The sequence below is a fragment of the Oricola sp. genome (genome assembly GCF_965230365.1).
In the GTDB taxonomy this organism is placed as follows: domain Bacteria; phylum Pseudomonadota; class Alphaproteobacteria; order Rhizobiales; family Rhizobiaceae; genus Oricola.
The window spans coordinates 3375192-3396970 of record NZ_OZ246003.1 but is presented as its reverse complement, the minus strand read 5'-3'; the positions used below and the strand labels follow the sequence as shown (position 1 = coordinate 3396970).

The window sequence follows — 21779 nt, the reverse complement described above, 5'->3', positions numbered from 1 at the left end:
GCGCCATGGTTTTTCACGATGTGAGTTTCCCGGCTCGCCTGGCTTTTGGCGCAAGCGGCGGGCCGGAACGCAGGGTTGAGATCGTACGCCTGGCCTCCGGCCAAGAACAGCGGAATGCCCGATGGTCTCGGTCGAAACGGCGATACACGATCGCAACCGGGGTCAAGGCGCTGGCGGACCTGCACACGCTGTCGCGTTTCTTCGAGGAGCGTGGCGGTCCACTGCACGGATTTCGCTTCCGCGATCCGGTCGATCACCTATCCGCGCCACCAGGTCAGGCGATTGGCCCCTTTGATGTGACGATCGGCAGCGGTGACGGATCGACAACCGCGTACCAACTTGCTCTCGCGACGGGACGCTTGGTGACAAAACCAATTTCCGCCACCGTTCGCGTTGCTGTCGGCGGGCAGGAACTGGCCAGCCCCGCCGATTTCACCATCGATGCGCTGACTGGAGTTGTCACGCTGGCCGCCCCGCCGGCGATGGGCGTCGCGGTGACGGCGGGTTTCGAGTTCGACGTACCGGTTCGCTTCGGCAATGACGAATTGCCGGTGACACAGGTGTCATTCGAGGCTGGCGAGATCGCCGCTATCCAACTGGTGGAGGTCTTTGAATGAGCAGTCTGCCACAGGCGCTGGCGGATCATCTGGGCCAGCCGACGACGACCGTCTGTTATTGCTGGATCGTCAACCGGCGCGACGGCATGGTGCTCGGCTTTACCGACCATGACCAGCCGTTGAACCTGAACGAAACGGTGTGCGAGCCGGCGACGGGGTTTTCGGCCGGCGATGTCGAGAGCGAACTTGGTCTTTCCGCCGGGACTTCGGAAGTCGTCGGCGCGTTGTCGTCGGACCGGATCAGCGAAGCCGACATTCGCGCCGGCAAGTATCACGGGGCCAGTATCGAGCGGTATCTCGTCAACTGGTCCAACCCGTCGAACCATGCATTGCTGACCCGTCATGTTGTCGGCGAAGTCCGGACAATGGATGGCGCGTTTCGTGTCGAGTTGCGGGGCATGACCTCCCGCCTCGACGAAGAACGCGGACGGTTGTTCATGCGAAGCTGCGACGCTGATCTTGGCGATGCTCGCTGCGGATTCGACGTGTCCGATCCAGCCTATTCAGCGGATGGCTCGGTCGTCGCCGTCGGTGGGGGCGGGGTTACCGTATCCGGTCTTGCCGGTTACGCCGAGCGATGGTTCGACCTCGGCAGGCTGAGCTGGACAACCGGGGCGCGTGTCGGGCTCTCCGATACGGTTCTGTCGGTTTCAGTTACCGCCAGTACCGGCGAACGGCTGCTGCGCCTATTTGATCCGGAGCTGGAAGGGATTGCGCCGGGCGACACTTTCAATGTCGTCGCCGGTTGCGACAAGGCATTTTCGACCTGCAAGGCGAAGTTTTCAAACCCGCTGAATTTCCAGGGTTTCCCGCATATCCCGGGCAATGATGCGGCACTCACCTATGTCGACGGCGAGACGGAGTTCGATGGCGGACCGATCATCCCCTGACACGACCCGGGCCCGCGCACTGGCCATCGCAGAAAGCTGGATCGGCACGCCTTACCGGCACCAGGCGAGCCGCAAGGGCGTCGGCTGCGACTGCCTCGGCCTTGTCGCCGGCATCTGGCGGGAACTCTATGGCGCACAGCTCAGGCTGCCCGCCAGCTATTCGCCGGACTGGGCGGAAACCGCAACCGGCGATCCGATGATCGAAGCGGCGAGGCGGCACTGCCTGGAACTCGATTGCGGCGCGATGCAGCCGGGGGACATCCTGGTGTTTCGCTGGCAGCCACATGCCGCGGCCAAGCATCTAGCGATCCTCGCGGCCCGAGACCGCATCATACATGCCTATGAAGGGCACGCCGTCGCGCTGTCGGCGCTGGTACCGTATTGGCGCCGCCGCATCGCGGGCGCGTTTGCCTTTCCCAATCCGTAATTCAGCAGGAGACACTCATGGCGACCCTGTTGCTGCAAGCCGCCGGCACGCTTGTCGGTGGCATATTCGGTCCTGTCGGTGCAGCGCTCGGTGCAGCAGCCGGCAGCCTGGCCGGATACGCCGTAGACAATGCGTTGTTCGGATCATCTCGCCGGATCGAGGGCGCACGGCTGGCCGGCGCGCGGCCACTGACCGCCGAGGAGGGCGTGTCTGTGCCGCGCATCTTCGGTCAGGCGAGGATTTCCGGCACTGTCATCTGGGCGACCCGTTTCGAGGAAACCGTCTCGACGGAGCGCCAAGGCGCCAAGGGTGGCGGGCCGAAGGTCAGGACCTATTCCTACTTCGCCAATGTGGCGATTGGCCTCTGCGAAGGGCCGGTTTCGGCGATCAAGCGCGTCTGGGCGGACGGCAAGGAACTGGACCTGACCGGACTGACGATGCGGGTCTACAAGGGCGACGCCGATCAACCCGCCGATCCGCTGATCGAGGCGAAACAGGGCATTGGCAACACGCCGGCTTACCGCAATCTCGCCTATCTGGTTCTCGAGCGCCTGCCGCTCGACCGGTTCGGCAATCGCATTCCGCAGATCCAGGTCGAGGTGGTGCGCGCGGTTGGGGCGCTGGAACAGCAGGTCCGCGCCATGTGTCTGATCCCGGGTTCCACTGAACATGGCTACCAGCCGGCGCTTGTGACGGCATCCGCAAGGAAGGGCGAAACACGTGAGCTGAACCGTCATGTGCTGCATGCGGAATCGGATTTCGAAGCGTCGATCGACGAGTTGCAGGCGGTTTGCCCGAACCTCGAACACGTCAACCTGATCGTGGCCTGGTTCGGCGATGATCTGCGCGCCGGCCAGTGCCGGATCCGGCCGGGTGTCGTTTCGACATCGGGAGGCGGCGAGAGTGAACCGTGGAGCGTCGACGGGCTGGACCGGGACGCGTCGGGCACGCATGTCGTTTCAGCCCATGGCGGCAGGCCGGCCTATGGCGGAACCCCGACCGATGCCAGCGTGATTGCAGCAATCCAGAACCTCAAGGCGCGCGGACTGAAGGTTACGCTGTCGCCGTTCCTGATGATGGATGTGCCGGCCACCAACAGCCTTCCCGATCCCTGGTCGGACGGCTTCCAGCCCGCCTATCCGTGGCGCGGCCGCGTGACCTGCGATCCGGCTATTGGTCAACTATCAAGCGCAGATAAAACTATAGATGCGGCTCAGCAAATCGGAGATTTCTACAATAATTCAAATGGATATAGGCGTTTAATTATGCATTACGCGAATCTCGCAGTTGCTGCGGGCGGTGTCGACGCCATTGTTATCGGTTCGGAGATGCGCGGCCTGACGCAGGTGCGCGACGACACTGCCGCGTTTCCGTTCGTTGACCGCATGAAAGCGCTCGCCGCCGATGTCAGGGCGGTGGTCGGGTCCGGGTGCAAGCTGACCTATGGCGCGGATTGGTCGGAGTATTTCGGCTATCACCCGCAGGACGGGACGGGCGACGTCCTGTTCCATCTCGACCCGCTCTGGTCTGACGCCAATATCGATGCCGTCGGGATCGACAATTACATGCCGGTCTCCGATTGGCGTGACGCCGACTTGGCCGATCCCGCAGCCAACCCGGACGGTGCACGCCATGCCTCGGACGTTGCCGCATTTCGCGCCGCGATTGCCGGCGGCGAGGGGTATGACTGGTACTACGCTTCGGACAGCGACCGGCGCGACAGACTGCGTACTGCGATCACCGACGGTGATGTGGGAAAGCCCTGGGTGTTCCGCTACAAGGATCTGACAAGCTGGTGGTCAAATCAGCATTACGACCGCATCGGCGGCGTCGAAGCGGCACAGCCAAGTGGCTGGGTGCCGATGTCGAAACCTGTCTGGATGACCGAGATCGGTTGTCCGGCCGTCGACAAGGGCGCCACCCAGCCGAACGTGTTTGTGGACGCCAAATCTACGGAAAGCAGCCTGCCATGGTATTCCGCTGGCGGCCGTGACGACGGTGAACAGCGGGCGTTTCTGGAAGCGCATCACGATCACTGGTCCAGCGGCATCGTTGCCAATCCGCTCTCGACCGTGACTGGCGAGGCGATGGTCGATCCGTCCCGACTTTACTGCTGGGCTTGGGATGCGCGCCCTTTTCCGGCCTTTCCGATGGCCGGAGATGCGTGGGGCGATGGCGAAAACTGGCCGACCGGCCACTGGTTGAACGGGCGTTTGGGGAACGCGCCACTGCGAGAGACACTGCTTGACATAATAAAGGGGCACGGCCTTGACGATGCGTCGCTTCAGTTGGCCGATGCTGTACAGGGTATCATCATTGGGCAACCCGCGGCGGCGCGTGACATCATCGAACCATTGGCCATCACCTACGGCCTTGCCGCCTATGAGGATGGCGGCAAGCTGGTGCTCGAAGTGGAGGGCGCAAACGCCGCCATTGAAATCGACGAAGATGAGGTGACCGATATCGATGGCGAGCCGCTCGTCGACACGGTATATGGCGAGGAAGCCGAACAACCCACCGAAGTTGTGGTCGGCTATCGCGATGGCTTGAGCGGGTACCGCTCCGCGACCGCATATTCCCGCCGTATTGCGGCCGATCACAATCGCCAGTCTGCTGTCGAACTACCATGCGTGGCTGACCCGTCGGTCGTCCCGGCATTGGCCGACCGCGTGTTGGCAAATCAATGGGCGAGATCGCGGCTAGTCCGTCTTGGCTTGCCGCTGCGCCATATCGACCTGGTGCCCGGTCGCAGCTTCGCTCTTGCTTCCTCGCCTGATGAGCGCTGGATCGTGACGCGAACTGGCCTCGGCGGTCATCTGGCGATCGAGGCCATGCCGGTCGCCAGCCGTCCGGTCAACTCAAGACCGGCAACGCTCCCGGCACAACTCGCCAACGCCTTTGCCGGCGACCTTGTCGGCAGGCCCGATTTCGTCACCATCGACCTGCCACTGCAACCTGGCGCAAGCCCCGAGAAGCAGTTCAAGATAGCGGCCTGGTCATTGCCGCCGCACGCTCAGTCGGTTCATATCTCGCCGGGCGCCGACGGTTTCGAGCATCGCACCGATATCACCGCGCCGGCCGTCATGGGCAAGCTGGATGCGCCGCTCGCCGGTTCATTCTCCGGACGCCTCGATTTCGCCAATGCGATCCTGTTATCGATCCCATCGGGAGAGTTTTCGAGCGTCTCGCGCGCGCACCTGCTCGCCGGACAAAACTCTATCGCGATCCATACACAAGACGGCGGCTGGGAGGTCGTGCAGTTTGCAACGGCCGAAGAAGTCTCAGCCGGGCAGTGGCGCCTGTCAGGCCTGTTGCGAGGCCAGGGCGGAACGGAGGACGCCATGGCCTCTGGCGCTACGGCCGGCGCGCGGGCGGTCTTGCTCGACCAAGCGGTCGTGCCCGTTGGGCTGAGAGCTTGGGAAACCGGCCTTGAACTGCAACTGCGTGTTGGTCCCGCAGGCCGTCCGTTCACCGATCGTTATTTCGAAACCGTGACGGCCATAGGCGGTGTAAGAGCCCGATTGCCGCTTTCGCCAGTGCATCTACGCGCCGACCGGCAGGCCGATGGCTCAATCCTGCTTGGTTGGATAAGACGTAGCCGCGTCGATGCGGACAGCTGGGATGGAACTGACGTGCCGCTCGGCGAGGACATCGAGCGCTACGTGACACGGATACGCGAGGCGGGCGCGGTCGTATGGGAAGCCGAAGCCAACGCGACCGCCATCACGATCGATGCTGCGCAAGCCGCCTCGCTCGGCCTCGATCAACCCCAAGCGCAACTCGATCTCGGCGTCGCCCAGTTCAGCTTGGCGGCGGGCGAGGGAATCGAGGCGCGCAAGACCATCATCATCGCCTGAAGCAGTGAACGGGCCTTCGCCGACACTGTTGCGGTCTCCATGCCGACCCAATAGGGACATTCATGTTCCGTTCAGCCTCAGGGGGATAGTGTGCGGGCAACTTGGAGAAGAACAATGACGCGTAAGATCACGGCAGCTCTGATCGCGCTCGCTATCTTTGGCGGGGCAGCAGCGCATGCCACCGAAAACCAAATGCTGATCGCAGCCGACAACTGCTATGCGGTTGGTCAGCGGGTAGCCGCGCAGCGTGGCGCTCAGCTTGCCAGCGCGCAGGCGGTTTCGGGTGGTTGCAAGATCGTGCTGATCATTCCCGGTGGAAACGGCCAGCGTCCGAAACGGGTCGAGATGGTTGTCAATGGCTGATATCCCGATGACGGCATCGCCAGCGGCGCATTTTACGTTCGGGGCAACCTGATATAGCGTTGCGCCAAGTCAGCCGGGAGCTTGTTAAATGCGAATCCTTGTGGTCGAGGACGATGAGTCCCTGAATGCGCAACTCAAGTCTGCGCTCGAAGACGCCGGTTATGTTGTCGATGCCGCAACCGAAGGCGAAGAAGGGCACTTTCTCGGCGATACCGAACCATATGATTGCGTGATCCTCGACATCGGCTTGCCTGTCATGGACGGGATCAGCGTACTGCAACGCTGGCGCGATGACGGGCGGTCGATGCCTGTTCTGATCCTCACAGCGCGCGACCGTTGGAGCGACAAGGTCTCTGGCATCGATGCCGGTGCAGATGACTACGTGACCAAGCCGTTCCACGTCGAGGAAGTGCTCGCGCGCGTCCGTGCGCTGATCCGCCGCGCGGCTGGATTGGCGTCTTCGGAAATACGTTGCGGACCGTTGGTCATCGACACCAAGACTTCGAGAGCCATGGTCGACGGCATCTCGTTGAAACTCACGTCGCACGAGTACCGGTTGCTGGCCTATCTGGCGCACCACATGAACGAAGTGGTTTCACGCACCGAATTGGTCGAACACCTCTACGATCAGGACTTCGACCGCGATTCCAACACGATCGAGGTATTCGTTGGGCGCTTGCGCAAGAAAATCGGCCATGACCTGATCGAGACCGTTCGCGGCCTCGGTTACCGGATCACCGCTCCGGGCGGGACCGACCGGACCGTCGGATAGCGCGTTGCGTTTCGGGTTCGATTCCCTTGCCGTCAGGGTCATCCTGTTCTCAAGCCTGTGGGCCACCGCCGCAATCGCATTTCTCGGCTGGTTGCTGATCGGCCTGTATCGCAACGATGCCGAGCGTGGGTTCGCCAACCTGCAGGAAGCGCAGCTTTTCAATCTGGTCGGCGCCATATCGATCGATCAGGCCGGGCAACTGTCAGGCATCCCGGATTTCGGCAATGTGAGTTTCCAGCGTGCCGGTTCTGGCTGGTACTGGAGGGTCGCGCCGGTCGAGGGATTCGACAGCCGCCCGATCGCCTCGCTGTCCTTGGCCAGCGAAACACTGCGGGGTCCGCCGGTTTCTGAACTTCCATTCGATAGCCAGTTCAGGCGTATTTGGATCGGCATCGGTCCCGGTGAGGGCCGAGTTCGTGTCGTGGAGTCCGAACTCGACCTTGGCAATGGCCAGATTGCACTGTTCCAACTTGCCGGAAATCAGGATGAGTTCGAGTATGGCGTTCGCGATTTCGCGAGGCGCGTCGGTTTTTTGTTGATGCTGTTCGGTGGCGGGGTGGTCGCCATCAATGGCGGAATACTCTTGTTCGGCTTACGCCCTCTCGACCGCATACGCCGCTCCCTTGCCGCGATCCGCAGCGGCGAAGCCACTAGTCTGGAGGGCCGGTTCCCACGCGAAATCGTGCCGCTGGCCGAGGAGATGAACGCACTGATCGACAACAATCGAAGAATCGTCGAGCGCTCGCGTACCCAAGTCGGAAACCTGGCGCATTCGCTGAAGACGCCACTTTCCGTATTGATGAACGAGGCGGACGCGCGTGACGGACCGGCGGCAACCACGGTTGCCGAACAGGCCCGCGCCATGGATTTTCAAATCCAGCACTATCTGAAACGCGCGCGTATCGCCGCACAGCGGGAAAGCGTCGTGTTTCGAACGGTAGTTGGCCCCGCTCTCGAGAAACTTGTGGCCGTGATGCGCAAGCTCAACCCGGACAAACAAATCTCGCTCAATCTGCCGGAAGATGAGCCAATCTTCGTCGGCGAAAAGGAGGACCTGGAAGAGATCGCCGGCAACTTGCTCGAAAACGCGGCCAAGTGGGCAAGAGCTCAAATTGCCGTTGGTGTCAGCACGATTGAAGACGAGGCAGGAAAACACTGGCTCTTGCTGCGGATCGAGGATGACGGTCCCGGAATCGAACCGCAGTCACGCGAAACGGCGTTGAAAAGAGGCAAACGTCTCGATGAGACGGTGCCGGGCACCGGCCTGGGTCTGGCAATTGTCTCCGAGACGGCCACAGCCTATGGCGGGCAGGTCGATCTGGATGGTAGCGACCTAGGCGGTTTACGGGTCAATGTTCGGCTTCCGGCAGCTATTAAATAAAACTTTGGATTCTATCGTGCAGAACAAACTGATGACACAGTTGCCACATTGTGTCTTAACGAATCCAACGTCCAACAAAGCCGGGCAGTTATGAACAAGAGCTTCGCACTTGCTGCATTGATCGCAATGACCGCCGCTATGGCAGGTTGTTCGCAGTACGGGCAAGCACCGATCACGAAACTGGCCTTTGGCGCAACGCAGAAGGCTGAGTTTCCCAAGCCGGCGGCCGGCTCGGCGCTAGTCGCCGCGCTCAATGGCGGCATTATCGATCGTGGTGTCGGCGAGACCTTGACTACCGAGGAAATGAGCGCGGCTTTGCGAGCCGAGTATCGCGCATTGGAGCACACACCGGCTGGTGAGCCTGTCGCCTGGCAAGCAGACGGGCGCGACTTTCGAGGCCAAGTCGTCGCCTCCCAACCCTACCGTGTCGGATCGCAGGATTGCCGTCAGTACCGGCATACGGTCGTTGCGGAAGGACTTCCGGTGGAGAATCGGGGCACCGCCTGCCGAAACAAGGATGGCAGCTGGACTCCTCTTACGTAAGCCAATTTAGACCGGCGACGTTTAGCCACGGGCCGTCCGATTTGAATTGGCAAGTCCCGTGCGGGCGACTATGTGACGCTCATGCAGTTCTACCTAGCCGCAGTTTCCTTGACCATACTGCTGATCGGCATCGCGTTTTGGCCGATTTGGCGCCGTGGTTCCGCGCCTTTACTGGACGATGAGCGCACCTACGATCTGGCGATCTACAAGGATCAGTTGAGCGAACTGGAGGCGGATCTGGAGCGAGGTGCGATTGCTCCTGGCGAGGCGGACTATGCGCGGGCTGAAATCGGCAGGCGGATCATCGCCGTTCAGGATGCCGTCGATGCAGGCGCCACAATCCGCGCAAGCCGCGCCATGCCGGTCGTGTTCGCGGCGGTGGCCTTCATCCCGCTGTCTGCGGCGTTGCTCTATTCCGGTCTCGGTTCACCTAGCATGCCGGGTCAGCCGTTGGCACTGCGTGCCGATGAGCCGCGCCTGGCCGATATGGGCGTAAACGATCTTGTCGCGCGCGCAGAAGCGCAATTGGCTCGAAATCCGAATGACGGGCGTGGCTGGGACGTCTTGGCGCCGATGTATCTTCGCCTGGGTCGTGCCGCCGATGCCGAGCGCGCGTTTTTACGGGCGATCGACTTGCTTGGCGATTCAGCCGCGCGTCGATCCGGATTGGGGCAGGCCTATTTTGTTCTGGACGAAGGCGTAGTCGACGATCGGGCGCGCAACGCCTTCTCGGCCGCGCTCGCCATCGACGAAAACGATGCATCGGCACATTTCTTTCTGGCGCTCGCCGCGGCACAGTCCGGCGACATTCCCGCCGCTGTTGCGGCGTGGCGGCGTTTGACCGACGACGATACAGCCGCTGCCGAATGGAAGGCCGCCGCAGCCGAGGGTTTGCGCCGCTATGACGATGCTATGCCGGCTGCGGCCGGGGCCACGGCGCCGCGTCTCGATGAGGAGACCATGTCGAGTGCTCGCGCCATGTCTCAGGAGGATCGCTCGGCGATGATCCTTTCGATGGTCGAGGACCTCGATAGCCGACTGCGCGAGCAGCCCGATGACATCGCCGGCTGGCAGCGCCTGATAAGGTCCTACACTGTGCTTGGCAGAGACACGGACGCCAAAGCCGCCCTGGACCGTGCGACAAGCGCGTTTGCCGACGATCCGGCCAAACGCGACCAGATACGGACTTTTGCAGCGGCGCTTGGAATTGCCGCAGGGGAGACTACGCAGTGACACGCAAGCAGAAGAGATTTACGGTTATCTTTGGCGCATTGGCGCTCTTGGGCGTGGCGGTCGCACTGGTGCTGACCGCGCTCAGCGAGCAGGTGACCTTTTTCCGCACGCCATCCGAGTTGCTGGCCGCGCCGCAGGAGAATACCGGCCGTGTCAGGCTTGGCGGCCTGGTGGAAACCGGTTCGGTCCAACCGGCGGATGGCTCCACCATCGAGTTTGCCGTCGAAGACGCCAACGACCGCATCGTTGTTCGCTACACCGGCATCCTGCCGGATCTGTTCCGCGAAGGGCAGGGCGTGATTGCTGAAGGCATGTTGCAATCGGACGGAACATTCATGGCCGACACGGTTCTCGCCAAGCATGACGAGAACTACATGCCGAAGGAAGTCGCCGACAGCCTCAAGGAGCAGGGCTATTGGCAACATGAAGGGGACGCACAGGCAACGAACTGATGACCGTCGAACTCGGCCACTACGCGCTCGTTCTTGCGCTTGTCCTCGCCACCGTCCAGACCCTGGCGCCGGCTGTCGGCGCGCGTGTCGGCGACACCGGACTGATGAACACGGCGTCCAGTCTCGCGCTGGCCGTGTTCGCTGCTACATCGGTATCATTCGCTGCCCTGACATGGGGCTATGTGGTCTCCGACTTCTCCATCCTGAATGTCTACGAGAACTCGCATTCGCAAAAGCCGATGCTGTTCAAGATCACCGGTGTCTGGGGCAACCACGAAGGCTCCATGCTCCTCTGGGTGTTGATCCTGGCGCTGTTTGCGGCACTGGTCGCGCTGTTCGGCGGAAATCTGCCGCCACGCCTGCGTGCCATGGTGATTTCAGCGCAAGGCCTGATCACGGTGGCGTTTACCGGTTTCATTTTGTTTACATCGAACCCTTTCGTCCGGCTGTCGCCGGCGCCTTTCGAGGGGCAGGATCTGAACCCGATCCTCCAGGACATCGGTCTGGCGATCCATCCGCCGCTTCTCTATCTCGGTTATGTCGGGTTTTCGGTCTGCTTTTCCTTTGCCATCGCGGCCTTGGTCGAGGGCCGTATTGACGCCGCCTGGGCGCGCTGGGTGCGGCCTTGGACGTTGGCCGCCTGGATATTCCTGACAGCCGGCATCGCGATGGGCTCCTACTGGGCCTACTACGAACTGGGATGGGGCGGATGGTGGTTCTGGGATCCGGTGGAAAACGCGTCGTTCATGCCGTGGCTTGCAGGCACCGCGCTCCTGCATTCAGCGCTCGTCATGGAAAGGCGCGAGGCGCTGAAGGTCTGGACCATTCTGCTTGCGATCATGACCTTCTCGCTGTCCTTGCTTGGCACGTTCCTGGTGCGCTCCGGCGTTCTGACATCGGTGCATGCATTCGCCACCGACCCTACGCGCGGCGTGGTCATTCTGGGTATTCTTGTGTTCTTCATCGGCGGGGCGCTGTTTCTTTTCGCCCTTCGCTCGTCCTCGCTGTCCAATGGCGGTGTGTTTCACCCGATCTCACGCGAAGGCGGCCTCGTCCTTAACAATCTGATCCTCACGACAGCGACAGCGACCGTGTTCGTCGGCACGCTCTATCCGCTTGCCGTGGAGGCCGTCAGCGGTGAGAAGATTTCTGTTGGCGCGCCGTATTTCAATGCCACCTTTGTTCCGCTGATGCTGCCGCTCATGATCGCGGTGCCGTTCGGTCCGGTCTTGGCGTGGAAGCGCGGCGACTTGGCCGCAGCCGCGCAACGGCTGTTCGTATTCGCCGTTCTTGCGGTGGTCGCGGGACTGATTGGTTTCTACGTCACCGCCGGCACCTCGGTCTTTGCGGCGCTCGGCATCATGGTGGCGTTCTGGCTCATATTCGGATCGTTTGCCGACATTTGGCAGAAATCAGGCTTGCCGCGGGCTGCGCCGCGGATTGCGTTGCGCCGGTTGGCGGGTTTGCCGCGTTCGGTCTGGGGAACGGCCATCGCACATGCTGGGCTTGGCGTGACCGCACTCGGTATTGTTGCCGTTTCCGCGTTCGAGGAAGAACTGGTGCTGCGCATGGCGCCCGGCGACGAAACGCAAGTCGCCGCCTATTCGGTGCGGCTCGACAGCTTGCAGCCTCGCCAGGGGCCGAATTTCGTCGATGAGGTCGGCAGGTTCACGGTCACGAGAGACGGGCGCGCCGTGGCGATCATCGAGCCGGCAAAGCGTCTCTATACCGCGCGACGCATGCCGACGACGGAAGCCGGCATTCACACGCGCTTGTTCAACCAGATATATCTGTCGCTGGGCGACCGGGTCGAGGGCAGCGATCAGATTGTCGTGCGCATCTGGTGGAAACCGATGGTGACGCTGATCTGGTGGGGCACCGTTCTCATGGTGATCGCCGGCTGCATCTCGCTGTCGGATCGCAGGCTGCGTGTCGGCGCGCCGGTACCGTCAGCGCGCCGCCGTAACCAGCAGCCGGCGCCGGCCGAATAGGAGGCAATGTGCTGCGGTTTCTTGCGATTTTGACGTTGGTCGTTGCATCATCGGTGCCGGCCAACGCGGTCAATCCCGAAGAGATACTGGACGACCCGGCGCTCGAGGAGCGCGCGCGGGAGATCTCGACGAAGCTGCGATGTCTCGTTTGCCAGAACCAGTCGATCGACGATTCCGATGCCGACCTGGCGCGCGACCTCAGGGTGATCGTCCGCGAGCGCTTGGTGGAAGGCGATAGCGATACGGAAGTGCTGGACTTCGTTGTTGACCGCTATGGCGAGTTTGTGTTGCTGGCGCCGCGCGTATCGGCGCGTAATCTCCTGCTTTGGGCGACACCGGTCATCGTATTGGTGATCGGCCTCGTCGCGCTTCTACTTGTTTTCCGCCGTCGACCGGCGGCAAGGGCAAACGCGTCGCTTTCGCAAAGCGAGCAGGAACGGCTCTCCGAAATTTTATCTGACGGTGATGAACATCCCCGCTAGCGTGCCGCTGACCGTCTGAAAGAGGGGAGGCCGCCAATGCCGTCGTCGAAAATGGAATTCCCGTCGACCGATGGGCAGAAACTGGCTGCGCGGTTGGATATGCCCGATGGCGCACCGTGCGGTTGTGCGATCTTCGCCCACTGTTTCACCTGCACAAAGGACATTCTGGCCGCGAAACGCATCGCCACGCATCTTTCGCGCCTGGGCATCGCAGTTCTGCGGTTCGACTTCACGGGCCTCGGGTCGAGCGAGGGTGAATTCGCGAACACGTCCTTTATCTCCAACGTTTCCGATCTGGTCGCCGCTGCCGACCATTTGCGCGAGACCATGGAGGCGCCGGTCTTGTTGATCGGCCATTCACTGGGTGGTGCAGCCGTCTTGGCCGCTGCCCACGACATCCCGGAGGCGAAGGGCGTCGTTACGATTGGCGCTCCATCGGATGCCGAACACGTACTGCACACGTTCAGCGGCGATGTTGAACGGATCGAGCGCGAAGGGTCGGCCGAGGTGACGCTCGCTGGACGCAAGTTTCGGATAGGCAAGCAGTTCGTGGATGCGGCGCGCACGACGAACCTGCTTGACGCACTGCCCAAGCTCAAAGCCTCCCTGCTTGTCATGCACTCGCCGATCGATGCCACCGTGGGCGTCGAGAACGCGACCCGCATTTTCATGGCCGCCAAACACCCGAAGAGCTTCGTCTCGCTCGATACCGCCGATCATCTGCTGACCAAGGCTGAAGACGCCGAATTCGCGGCGGAGGTTATTGCCGGTTGGGCAAGCCGGTTCCTGGCCAAGGAGGTGCCCCAAGGAGCCGAAGCGATCGAACACGTTCGGGTATCGGAGACGCGCCAGTCGAAGTTTCAGAATATCGTGCAGGCCGGTCCGCATCGTCTGTTTGCTGACGAGCCTGCTTCAGTCGGCGGGACGGACACCGGCCCGTCGCCCTACGATTTTCTGTCGGCAGCGCTCGGCGCTTGTACGTCGATGACGCTGCGCATGTACGCCGACTTCAAGAAGCTTTCGCTGGGTGCGGTCACAGTCGATGTGAGCCATGAAAAGGTGCATGCGCGCGACTGCGCGGATTGTACCTACGATGAACGCGCGGGCGGCGGCAAGATCGACGTATTCGAGCGGGTTATTTCGGTTGATGGCGAGATCGATCCGGCACTGTCGCAGAAACTGGAGGAAATTGCCGGTAAATGCCCCGTCCACCGTACGCTGGAGACGTCGGCAAAGGTCAGGACCACCGTTTCAGGTCGGGGTAGCTGACTCACCGGCTGCAAACCTTACGAAACTTTCATGTTCCGGAAAGTGGCGTGTAATCTTCGCTTGCCTATTTTCATCCTCAAGGCCGGATAAGCCGGCCCATCGATCCAGAATCCGAGGATGAGAATTGATGACCAATTTGTCCAATACCTCCCGCATCTCCATAACCAAGCGTATTGCCGCTGCACTGGTTGCGACCGCTGTCGTAGGCACCGGCGTCGCCGCCTTCTCCGGTGCGTCCAGTACGCCTGCAATTGCCGAAGCCGTTCGCATCGAGACGCCGGCCGTTGCTCCCGGCTTTGCAGACATCATCGAGATGGTTTCGCCCGCAGTGGTCTCGGTACGCGTCAAGTCCAACATAACGCCGGCAAACAGCCGGGAATTTGGCTTTGGCGGGCGTGGTTTCGAGGATCTGCCTGACGATCATCCCTTCAAGCGTTTCTTCCGCGAATTCGGCCCCCAGTTTGGTCCGCAATTCGGTGAGCGGGATCGTCGCGGCGAGCGCCGCTTCGACCGCCCGCGCCGCGCGCGCCCTGTCTCTCAAGGCTCCGGGTTCTTCATCTCGGGTGACGGCTTCATCGTCACGAACGATCATGTGATCGATCGCGGCACCGATTTCACGGTCGTCATGAATGACGGCACCGAACTGGATGCCGAACTGATCGGTACCGATCCGCGCACCGATCTGGCTGTTTTGAAAGTCGACGCCGATCGCGACTTCACCTACGTGAACTTCGCCGATGACAACAAGACCCGTGTCGGCGACTGGGTTGTCGCTGTCGGCAATCCGTTCGGGTTGGGCGGAACAGTAACCGCTGGTATCGTTTCGGCGCGTGGCCGCGACATCGGCGCCGGTCCCTATGACGATTTCCTGCAGATCGATGCGGCCGTGAACCGGGGCAACTCCGGCGGTCCGACTTTCAACCTCAATGGTGAGGTTGTTGGTGTCAATACGGCCATTTTCTCGCCCTCTGGCGGTAATGTCGGCATTGCCTTTGCCGTTCCCGCATCGACCGCCAAGGAGGTCGTCTCCGAACTCATGGATGACGGCAATGTCGAGCGCGGTTGGTTGGGCGTCCGCATCCAGCGTGTCACGCCGGACATCGCGGAATCGCTTGGGCTCGACATCAGCGATGGCGCCCTGGTTTCCGATCCGCAGCAGGACGCCCCGGCGGCCAAGGCGGGCATCCGCGCCGGCGATATCATCACCGCCGTCAATGGCGAGGCGATCGAAGGTCCCCGCGAACTGGCGCGCGCGATAGCTGCCTACGATCCCGGCACCAAGGTCGATGTGACCGTTATTCGCCGCGGCAAGGAAAGGACCGTCTCCGTAGAGCTCGGCGAATTGCCGGGCGAGCAAGCTGCTGCGGCCAGTCCCGAGCCCGAAGAGGTGCCGGAAAGCGCGCTTGAGGATTTCGGTTTGACCGTTGCGCCCTCCGAAGATGGAAAGGGCGTGGTTGTTACGGCGGTCGCGCCTCGCAGCCCTGCGGCCGAAGCCGGGATCCGTTCCGGTGAGACAATTCTCGAAGTCGACAATGAGGCGGTCTCCTCGGCCTCTGACATCGAGAAGGGGATCGACGCGGTCGCCGAATCCGGCCGCAAGGCTGCGCTCATTTTGCTTGAGCGTGATGAAACCAGCCGTTTCGTGGCCATGCCCGTCGATCGCGGCTGATCCCGAAGTGATTGGCTGCCCGGTACCACCCATGTCATCCCCCCGGGCAGACAACACCGACGGCAGCGGGTCTTCCCCCTCTCGACCCGCTGCCGTCACCCCTCCCAGGTGCCGGCTCTCGCACAGAACCCTTTTCTTTCTGCCTGCCTGACGCGATAAGCAGTTCCATGAAGATCCTGATCATCGAAGACGATACAGAAGCCGCGGAGTACTTGCGCAAGGCGATGGGCGAAGCGGGCCACATCGCCGACGTCGCAAACGACGGTGATGACGGGTTCGCCATGGCCGATACCGGTACTTATGACGCTCTGGTTGTCGACCGCATGTTGCCGAAGCGCGACGGCCTGTCGGTGATCACCGAGTTGCGCGGCAAGGGCGATATGACACCAGCGTTGGTGTTGTCAGCGCTCGGCGAGGTCGATGACCGCGTAACGGGCCTCAGGGCCGGCGGCGACGATTACCTTACAAAACCCTATGCTTTCTCTGAACTCCTGGCGCGGCTCGAAGTGCTGCAACGCCGGCAGGCCGGCGGGGAGCAGGAAACCCGCTATCAGGTCGGTGATCTGGTGCTGAACCGGCTGTCGCACGAGGTCGCGCGCGCCGGCGACCAGATCGTCCTGCAACCGCGGGAATACCGTCTGCTCGAGTATCTCATGCGTCATTCCGGACAGGTCGTCACCCGCACCATGTTGCTTGAGAATGTCTGGGACTATCACTTCGATCCCCAGACAAACGTCATCGACGTGCACATCTCGCGGTTGCGTGCGAAGATCGAAAAGGGTTTCGACAAACCGCTCCTCCATACGGTTCGCGGCGCCGGCTACATGATGCGCGATTGACGGGGTAATGCGACGCATCCTTGCCACATTCAACACGACCGCAGCCCGGCTGTCGGCGCTTTACCTGATCCTGTTTGGCGCTTGTGCGGTTTTTCTCGTCTTCTACATGACCGGTTCGGCGGCCCGTTTTCTGGCCAACGAAACGAAGATCGCGGTCACCGAAGAGGTAGACAGCCTCGGCCAAGCCTATCGTAGGGGCGGTTTGCGGGTCCTTGTTCGCGAAGTCGAGCGGCGCTCGCGGCGACCGGGTGCGAATCTCTACATGATCGCCGACAACACCGGGCGCGTATTGACCGGCAACGTGATTGCACTTGAGCCGGGCGTTCTCGACCGCATCGGCTGGACCCGTACGCCATTTGTTTACGCCCGTTTCGGCGATGACCTGTCGGTGATCGACGACCCGGAATCCGCGCCGCGCGCGCTTGCCCAGATCATCGATCTGCCGAACGGAATGCGCATTCTCGTCGGCCGGGACCTCGGCGAGCCGCAGCGTTTTCGGGAGATCGTCCGCCGGGCGCTGATCACCGCCCTCGGCTTCATGGCGGCCGGCGGATTCCTGATCTGGTTCCTGGTCGGGCGACGGGCCCTGCAGCGCATCGACCGCGTGTCTGAGGCGAGCGCGCGCATCGTGGCGGGCGATCTGACCGGGCGCCTTCCGGTCAGCAGCGCGAATGACGAATTCGATCGGCTGTCCGGCAGCCTGAATTCGATGATCGCCAAGATATCGAAGCTCAATGACGGTCTGCGTGAGGTGTCCGACAGTATCGCCCATGATTTGAAGACGCCGCTGACGCGCTTGCGCAACCGCGCCGAGGCGGCCATCGCCAGCGATCCGGACAAGACCGACTACCGCGCAGTCCTGGAAGACATGATTGGCGAGGCCGATCAATTGATCAAGGTGTTCAACGCCTTGCTGCTGATTTCGCGTGTCGAGGCCGGTTTCTCAAAGCAGGCGATGACCAATGTCGACTTGGCGGCAATTGCCGCCGATCTCGCAGAATTGTACGAACCGCTCGCTGAGGATGCAGGGATGCGCGTCGTCAATGAAGTCGAAGGTCCGTTGGCAATTGAAGGAAATCGCGAGCTCATCGGGCAGGCGCTGACCAATCTTCTCGACAACGCGATCAAATACGGCGCGGGCGACAACAAGACGCTGACATTGACGGCAATTTTTAATTCCGGTGCGGATGTTGTTCGTCTCTCGGTTGCAGACGAAGGCGCGGGCATTCCGCAATCCGATCGCGAGCGCGTCAAGGAACGGTTCGTGCGGCTCGACGAAAGCCGAAGCAAGGCCGGGTCCGGCCTTGGCCTCAGCCTCGTTGCGGCGATCATGAACCTGCATGGCGGATCGCTTGATCTCGAGGACAACGACCCAGGGCTTAAAGCCATCTTGTCATTCCCGGTCTCCAAACCGTAGCGTGGCTGCGGTAAAACGCGGGAGGCACAGGTTTGGCTGAAGACGGATCGACCTGGTTCGGAACGCCGGCACGACAGCTACACATCGATGGCGCCAATCTCGACAAGGCGCGGATGACACTCGCTGACGCAGCCGAGGCCGCAGAAGCAACGCGGCTGAATCAAGCGCTCGCCGATGACGCGCCGCTCGCCGGATTCCTGCTGGCTGTAATGACACTGTCGCCGTTTCTGTCGCACGAGATCGAACAGCAGGCCGGTTTGCTCGAAAGCCTTTTCGACATGCCTGTAAGCGACAGGCTGGACACGATCATCGCCGAGGTCAGCGAGATGCGCTGTGGCCGGGGCATCGCAGCAAGCGAAACAGAACTGATGGCCGCCTTGAGGCGGGCCAAGGCAGCGCTTCATTTGTTGGTAGCGCTTGGCGACCTGTCGGGCGCGTTCCCGGTCGCGCAAACCACTGACTACCTCTCGCGACTTGCCGAGGAGGCACTGGGTGCAACCATGGCTTGGTTGTTGTGCGACGCGCACAATTCCGGCAAATTGGTGCTTGCCGATCCCCTCAAACCCGAGCCGGGCAGCGGCTGGGTCGCACTCGCGATGGGCAAGCTCGGCGCCCGCGAGCTGAACTACTCCTCCGACATTGATCTGATCGTATTGTTCGATCCCGATCCGCAGCGTGTGCAGTGGCCGGACCGGCTGGAAATCGGCGAGACGATTTCGCGCATGACGCGAAAGCTGATCCGCATCATGCAGGATCGCACCGGCGATGGTTACGTCTTCAGAACCGATCTGCGTCTCAGGCCGGATCCTGGCTCTACGCCGCTGGCGCTCGCTGTCGAAGCAGCACTGATCTACTATGAGGCGCGCGGCCAGAATTGGGAGCGTGCCGCGATGATCAAGGCGCGGCCGGTCGCCGGCGATATCGATGTCGGCGAGATGTTTCTCTACGAACTGCGGCCATTCATCTGGCGCAAGCATCTCGACTATGCCGCAATCGCCGATGTGCATGCCATCAAGCGCCAGATCCACACACACAAGGGACACGGCAGGATCGCCGTCGAAGGGCACAACGTCAAACTTGGTCGAGGCGGCATCCGCGAGATCGAGTTCTTCGTCCAGACCCAGCAACTGATCTTCGGTGGTCGTGTGCCGCAATTGCGTGGACGCGAGACGATTGCGATGCTGGATGCGCTGGCCGACCAGGGCAGTATAACGCCCGATGCTGCCATGACGATGGCTTCGGCCTACCAGGCCTTGCGCCGGGTCGAGCACGCGGTGCAGATGATCGGCGACGAGCAGACGCACAAGATCCCGGCAGACAAGGAAGGTGTCACGCAGGTCGCGCAACTTCTCGGCTACCATGGCGAAAGCGATTTTCGGGAGGGTTTCCTACATACGCTCGGATGCGTCGAGAAACAGTACGCTGCCCTGTTCGAGCAGGAAGCCGGGCTCGGCGACGAGGGAAACCTTGTCTTCACGGGAGACGAGCCCGATCCCGACACTGTTGAGACACTGTCGCGCATGGGCTTTGCCCGCCCGACCGATATCTGGCGCGTCGTCAGCCAGTGGCATATGGGCCGCTACCGGGCCTTGCAATCGGAGCGCGCTCGGGCTCGATTGACCGAGATTACACCACAACTCCTCAAGGCATTTGCCGAAGGCGGCCACCCGGACGAGAGCGTGCTCGGGTTCGATCGCTTCATTTCCGGGCTTCCGGCCGGTATCCAGTTGTTTTCGATGATCCAGTCTAATCCGCGGCTCATCAACCTGCTGGTACTGATCCTTTCGGCCGCACCACGGCTCGCCGCGATCATCACCGCGAAGCCACTGGTGTTTGACGGAATGCTCGACCCCGCCTTTTTCAGCGGGGTTCCGGACAAGGAGGATCAGCGTGCGCGGCTTAACGCTTTTATCGGCGAGGCGCGCGCCTATGAGGAGACGCTTGACCGGCTGCGCATATTCGCGTCCGAGCAACGCTTCCTGATCGGTGTACGCCTTCTGACCGGCAGTCTCGAACCGATGCAGGCAGGCCGCGCGTTCTCCGACTTGGCTGACTTGATTGTCCAACACGCGCTGGCCGCGGCGCGCGCGGAGCTTGAGGCGAAACATGGCGGCATAGCGGGCGCCAGCATGTGCGTGATCGGCCTCGGGCGTCTCGGATCGCGGGAAATGACTCCCGGCAGCGATCTGGACCTGATCGTGCTCTACGATGTGCCGGACCCGAATGATGAGAGCGACGGCGAGCGGCCGCTTGCAGCCTCGCTCTATTTCATGCGGATGACCCAGCGCCTGATCGCCGCTCTGTCGGCGCCAACAGCCGAGGGCGTTCTCTACGAGGTTGATTTCAGGTTACGCCCGTCCGGCAACAAAGGGCCGCTGGCGACCTCCTTTGCCGGATTCTCCCGCTATCAGCGTGAAGATGCCTGGACCTGGGAACACCAGGCACTGTGCCGCGCCCGTACTGTCGCCGGCGACCGCGAGCTGCGCGACCGCACCGAGGCCGAGCTGACACAGATACTCTCCACGCCGCGGGACAAGGCCAAGCTCAGCTCGGATATCGTCGCTATGCGCGCGCGTCTTCTCCGCGACAAGCCGGCGTCTTCCAGTTGGGATTTGAAGATGCGCGAGGGAGGGATCACCGACATTGATTTCATTGCGCAATTTTTGGTCTTGAGCGAATTACCAAATGGTAATTTGAACGCTCGCGATGCCGCACATATTATCAAATCATCCAGAGACGGCGTGCTCGACGACAACCAAAGGGAACTCCTCGTCAAGGCCTATCTGGATTACACGTCGGTCTTGCAGACGCTCCGCTTGTGCTCGGAAAAGGACTTCGATCCTGACAATGCGCCCAAGGGACTTGTGGACCGGCTTTGTGCGGCAAGCGGATTTCCGACCTTGGAAACCTTGCGCGCCCACATGGAGGATACCACGGGCAGTGTTGCGGAGATTTTCCGCAAGGTTCTCGGGGATCCGCATTCCGAGCCGTGAGGGGAAGCCGGCCGGAAATTCTTCGCATCGGGGGTGACGAACGATGCAAAGGACGTCAGTCATGAATACCAAATCCCGTATAACTCTTCTCATCGCCGGTATCGCGCTGGCGACCGGCACCGTCGCTTCGGCTTACGCTGAGGGCGGTCACAAGTGGAACCGCGGCGAAGGCCCACGCGCCGAACGCATGGGCGGCGGCCACGCCATGGGCCGCATGATCAAACAGGCCGACGCCGACGAAGACGGCGTTATCACCTACGAGGAATTTTCGGCTGTTGGGGTTGGTCGTTTCACCGACGCCGACGCGAATGGCGATGGCAACATCTCGGCGGACGAAATCGTCGCCGCGATGGAACGCGAGCGCGTGCAGCGCCGCGCCGAGCGGATGATCAAGCGTTTTGACGCCAATGAGGACGGGGTTGTCTCGCTGGAAGAAATCGAAACCCGCCAGCAGAAGCTGTTTGCGCTGGCGGACCGTGACGATTCCGGCGCAATCGAGGCAGATGAACTGCCGAAGTTCGAGGGACGGGGCCACGGCAAGCGCCATCGGCGTTAAGCGTTCCATCGAACCTCCAGTCGGAACA

Annotated in this window: 18 protein-coding genes; all 18 read left to right on the top strand. The window is 61.8% G+C overall.

The features are described from left to right. Positions 1–5: 5 nt before the first annotated feature. The 18 genes from ACO06R_RS16475 to ACO06R_RS16390 all read left to right on the top strand — a co-directional run bounded on the left by ACO06R_RS16475 (position 6) and on the right by ACO06R_RS16390 (position 21751). The gene (locus ACO06R_RS16475; RefSeq protein ID WP_421852456.1) at positions 6–617 is read left to right on the top strand and encodes a phage distal tail protein, Rcc01695 family; all 612 of its coding nucleotides are present in this window, start codon (positions 6–8) and stop codon (positions 615–617) included. Further along, on the top strand, positions 614–1507 hold the full coding sequence (locus tag ACO06R_RS16470) for a DUF2163 domain-containing protein (RefSeq protein WP_421852453.1): 894 nt from the start codon (positions 614–616) through the stop codon (positions 1505–1507). The genes ACO06R_RS16475 and ACO06R_RS16470 overlap by 4 nt, the downstream gene beginning before the upstream one ends. After that, positions 1485–1934 carry an NlpC/P60 family protein gene (locus tag ACO06R_RS16465; RefSeq protein WP_421852450.1) on the top strand — a complete coding sequence of 150 codons (450 nt, stop codon included), beginning with the start codon at positions 1485–1487 and terminating at the stop codon, positions 1932–1934. Before ACO06R_RS16470 ends, ACO06R_RS16465 begins: the two co-directional genes overlap by 23 nt. Before the next feature lie 17 nt (positions 1935–1951). After that, the gene (locus tag ACO06R_RS16460; protein WP_421852447.1) at positions 1952–5791 is read left to right on the top strand and encodes a baseplate multidomain protein megatron; all 3840 of its coding nucleotides are present in this window, start codon (positions 1952–1954) and stop codon (positions 5789–5791) included. A 114-nt stretch (positions 5792–5905) separates the two neighbouring features. After that, positions 5906–6154 (top strand): hypothetical protein, encoded by a 249-nt coding sequence (locus ACO06R_RS16455; protein WP_421852444.1) that lies wholly within the window; start codon positions 5906–5908, stop codon positions 6152–6154. Between the two features lie 88 nt (positions 6155–6242). Continuing rightward, positions 6243–6926 carry a response regulator transcription factor gene (locus ACO06R_RS16450; protein ID WP_421852441.1) on the top strand — a complete coding sequence of 228 codons (684 nt, stop codon included), beginning with the start codon at positions 6243–6245 and terminating at the stop codon, positions 6924–6926. A 4-nt stretch (positions 6927–6930) separates the two neighbouring features. Then, complete coding sequence (locus ACO06R_RS16445) at positions 6931–8307, top strand: ATP-binding protein (protein ID WP_421852438.1); 1377 nt, start codon at positions 6931–6933, stop codon at positions 8305–8307. Positions 8308–8397: 90 nt separating this feature from the next. Then, on the top strand, positions 8398–8850 hold the full coding sequence (locus tag ACO06R_RS16440; RefSeq protein WP_421852435.1) for a hypothetical protein: 453 nt from the start codon (positions 8398–8400) through the stop codon (positions 8848–8850). A gap of 81 nt (positions 8851–8931) precedes the next feature. Beyond that, entirely contained in the window at positions 8932–10083 is a 1152-nt protein-coding gene (gene ccmI, locus ACO06R_RS16435) for a c-type cytochrome biogenesis protein CcmI (protein ID WP_421852432.1), read from the top strand. Further along, positions 10080–10535, top strand: coding sequence for a cytochrome c maturation protein CcmE (gene ccmE / locus ACO06R_RS16430; RefSeq protein WP_421852429.1), 456 nt, complete (start codon positions 10080–10082; stop codon positions 10533–10535). Before ccmI ends, ccmE begins: the two co-directional genes overlap by 4 nt. Beyond that, positions 10535–12526 carry a heme lyase CcmF/NrfE family subunit gene (locus tag ACO06R_RS16425; protein ID WP_421852426.1) on the top strand — a complete coding sequence of 664 codons (1992 nt, stop codon included), beginning with the start codon at positions 10535–10537 and terminating at the stop codon, positions 12524–12526. Before ccmE ends, ACO06R_RS16425 begins: the two co-directional genes overlap by 1 nt. Positions 12527–12534: 8 nt before the next feature. Beyond that, entirely contained in the window at positions 12535–13008 is a 474-nt protein-coding gene (locus ACO06R_RS16420; RefSeq protein ID WP_421852423.1) for a cytochrome c-type biogenesis protein, read from the top strand. 36 nt (positions 13009–13044) lie between these two features. Continuing rightward, on the top strand, positions 13045–14277 hold the full coding sequence (locus ACO06R_RS16415; RefSeq protein WP_421852420.1) for an alpha/beta fold hydrolase: 1233 nt from the start codon (positions 13045–13047) through the stop codon (positions 14275–14277). A gap of 127 nt (positions 14278–14404) precedes the next feature. Next, positions 14405–15946: a Do family serine endopeptidase gene (locus ACO06R_RS16410; protein WP_421852417.1), complete on the top strand. Its 1542-nt coding sequence runs from the start codon at positions 14405–14407 to the stop codon at positions 15944–15946. Between the two features lie 167 nt (positions 15947–16113). After that, complete coding sequence (locus ACO06R_RS16405) at positions 16114–16785, top strand: winged helix-turn-helix domain-containing protein (protein ID WP_421852413.1); 672 nt, start codon at positions 16114–16116, stop codon at positions 16783–16785. Between the two features lie 7 nt (positions 16786–16792). Continuing rightward, positions 16793–18202, top strand: coding sequence for an ATP-binding protein (locus tag ACO06R_RS16400; protein WP_421852410.1), 1410 nt, complete (start codon positions 16793–16795; stop codon positions 18200–18202). A gap of 32 nt (positions 18203–18234) precedes the next feature. Then, positions 18235–21195, top strand: a complete 2961-nt coding sequence (locus ACO06R_RS16395; RefSeq protein WP_421852407.1) for a bifunctional [glutamine synthetase] adenylyltransferase/[glutamine synthetase]-adenylyl-L-tyrosine phosphorylase — start codon at positions 18235–18237, stop codon at positions 21193–21195. Positions 21196–21256: 61 nt separating this feature from the next. Beyond that, the gene (locus ACO06R_RS16390; protein ID WP_421852404.1) at positions 21257–21751 is read left to right on the top strand and encodes an EF-hand domain-containing protein; all 495 of its coding nucleotides are present in this window, start codon (positions 21257–21259) and stop codon (positions 21749–21751) included. Positions 21752–21779: the final 28 nt, after the last annotated feature.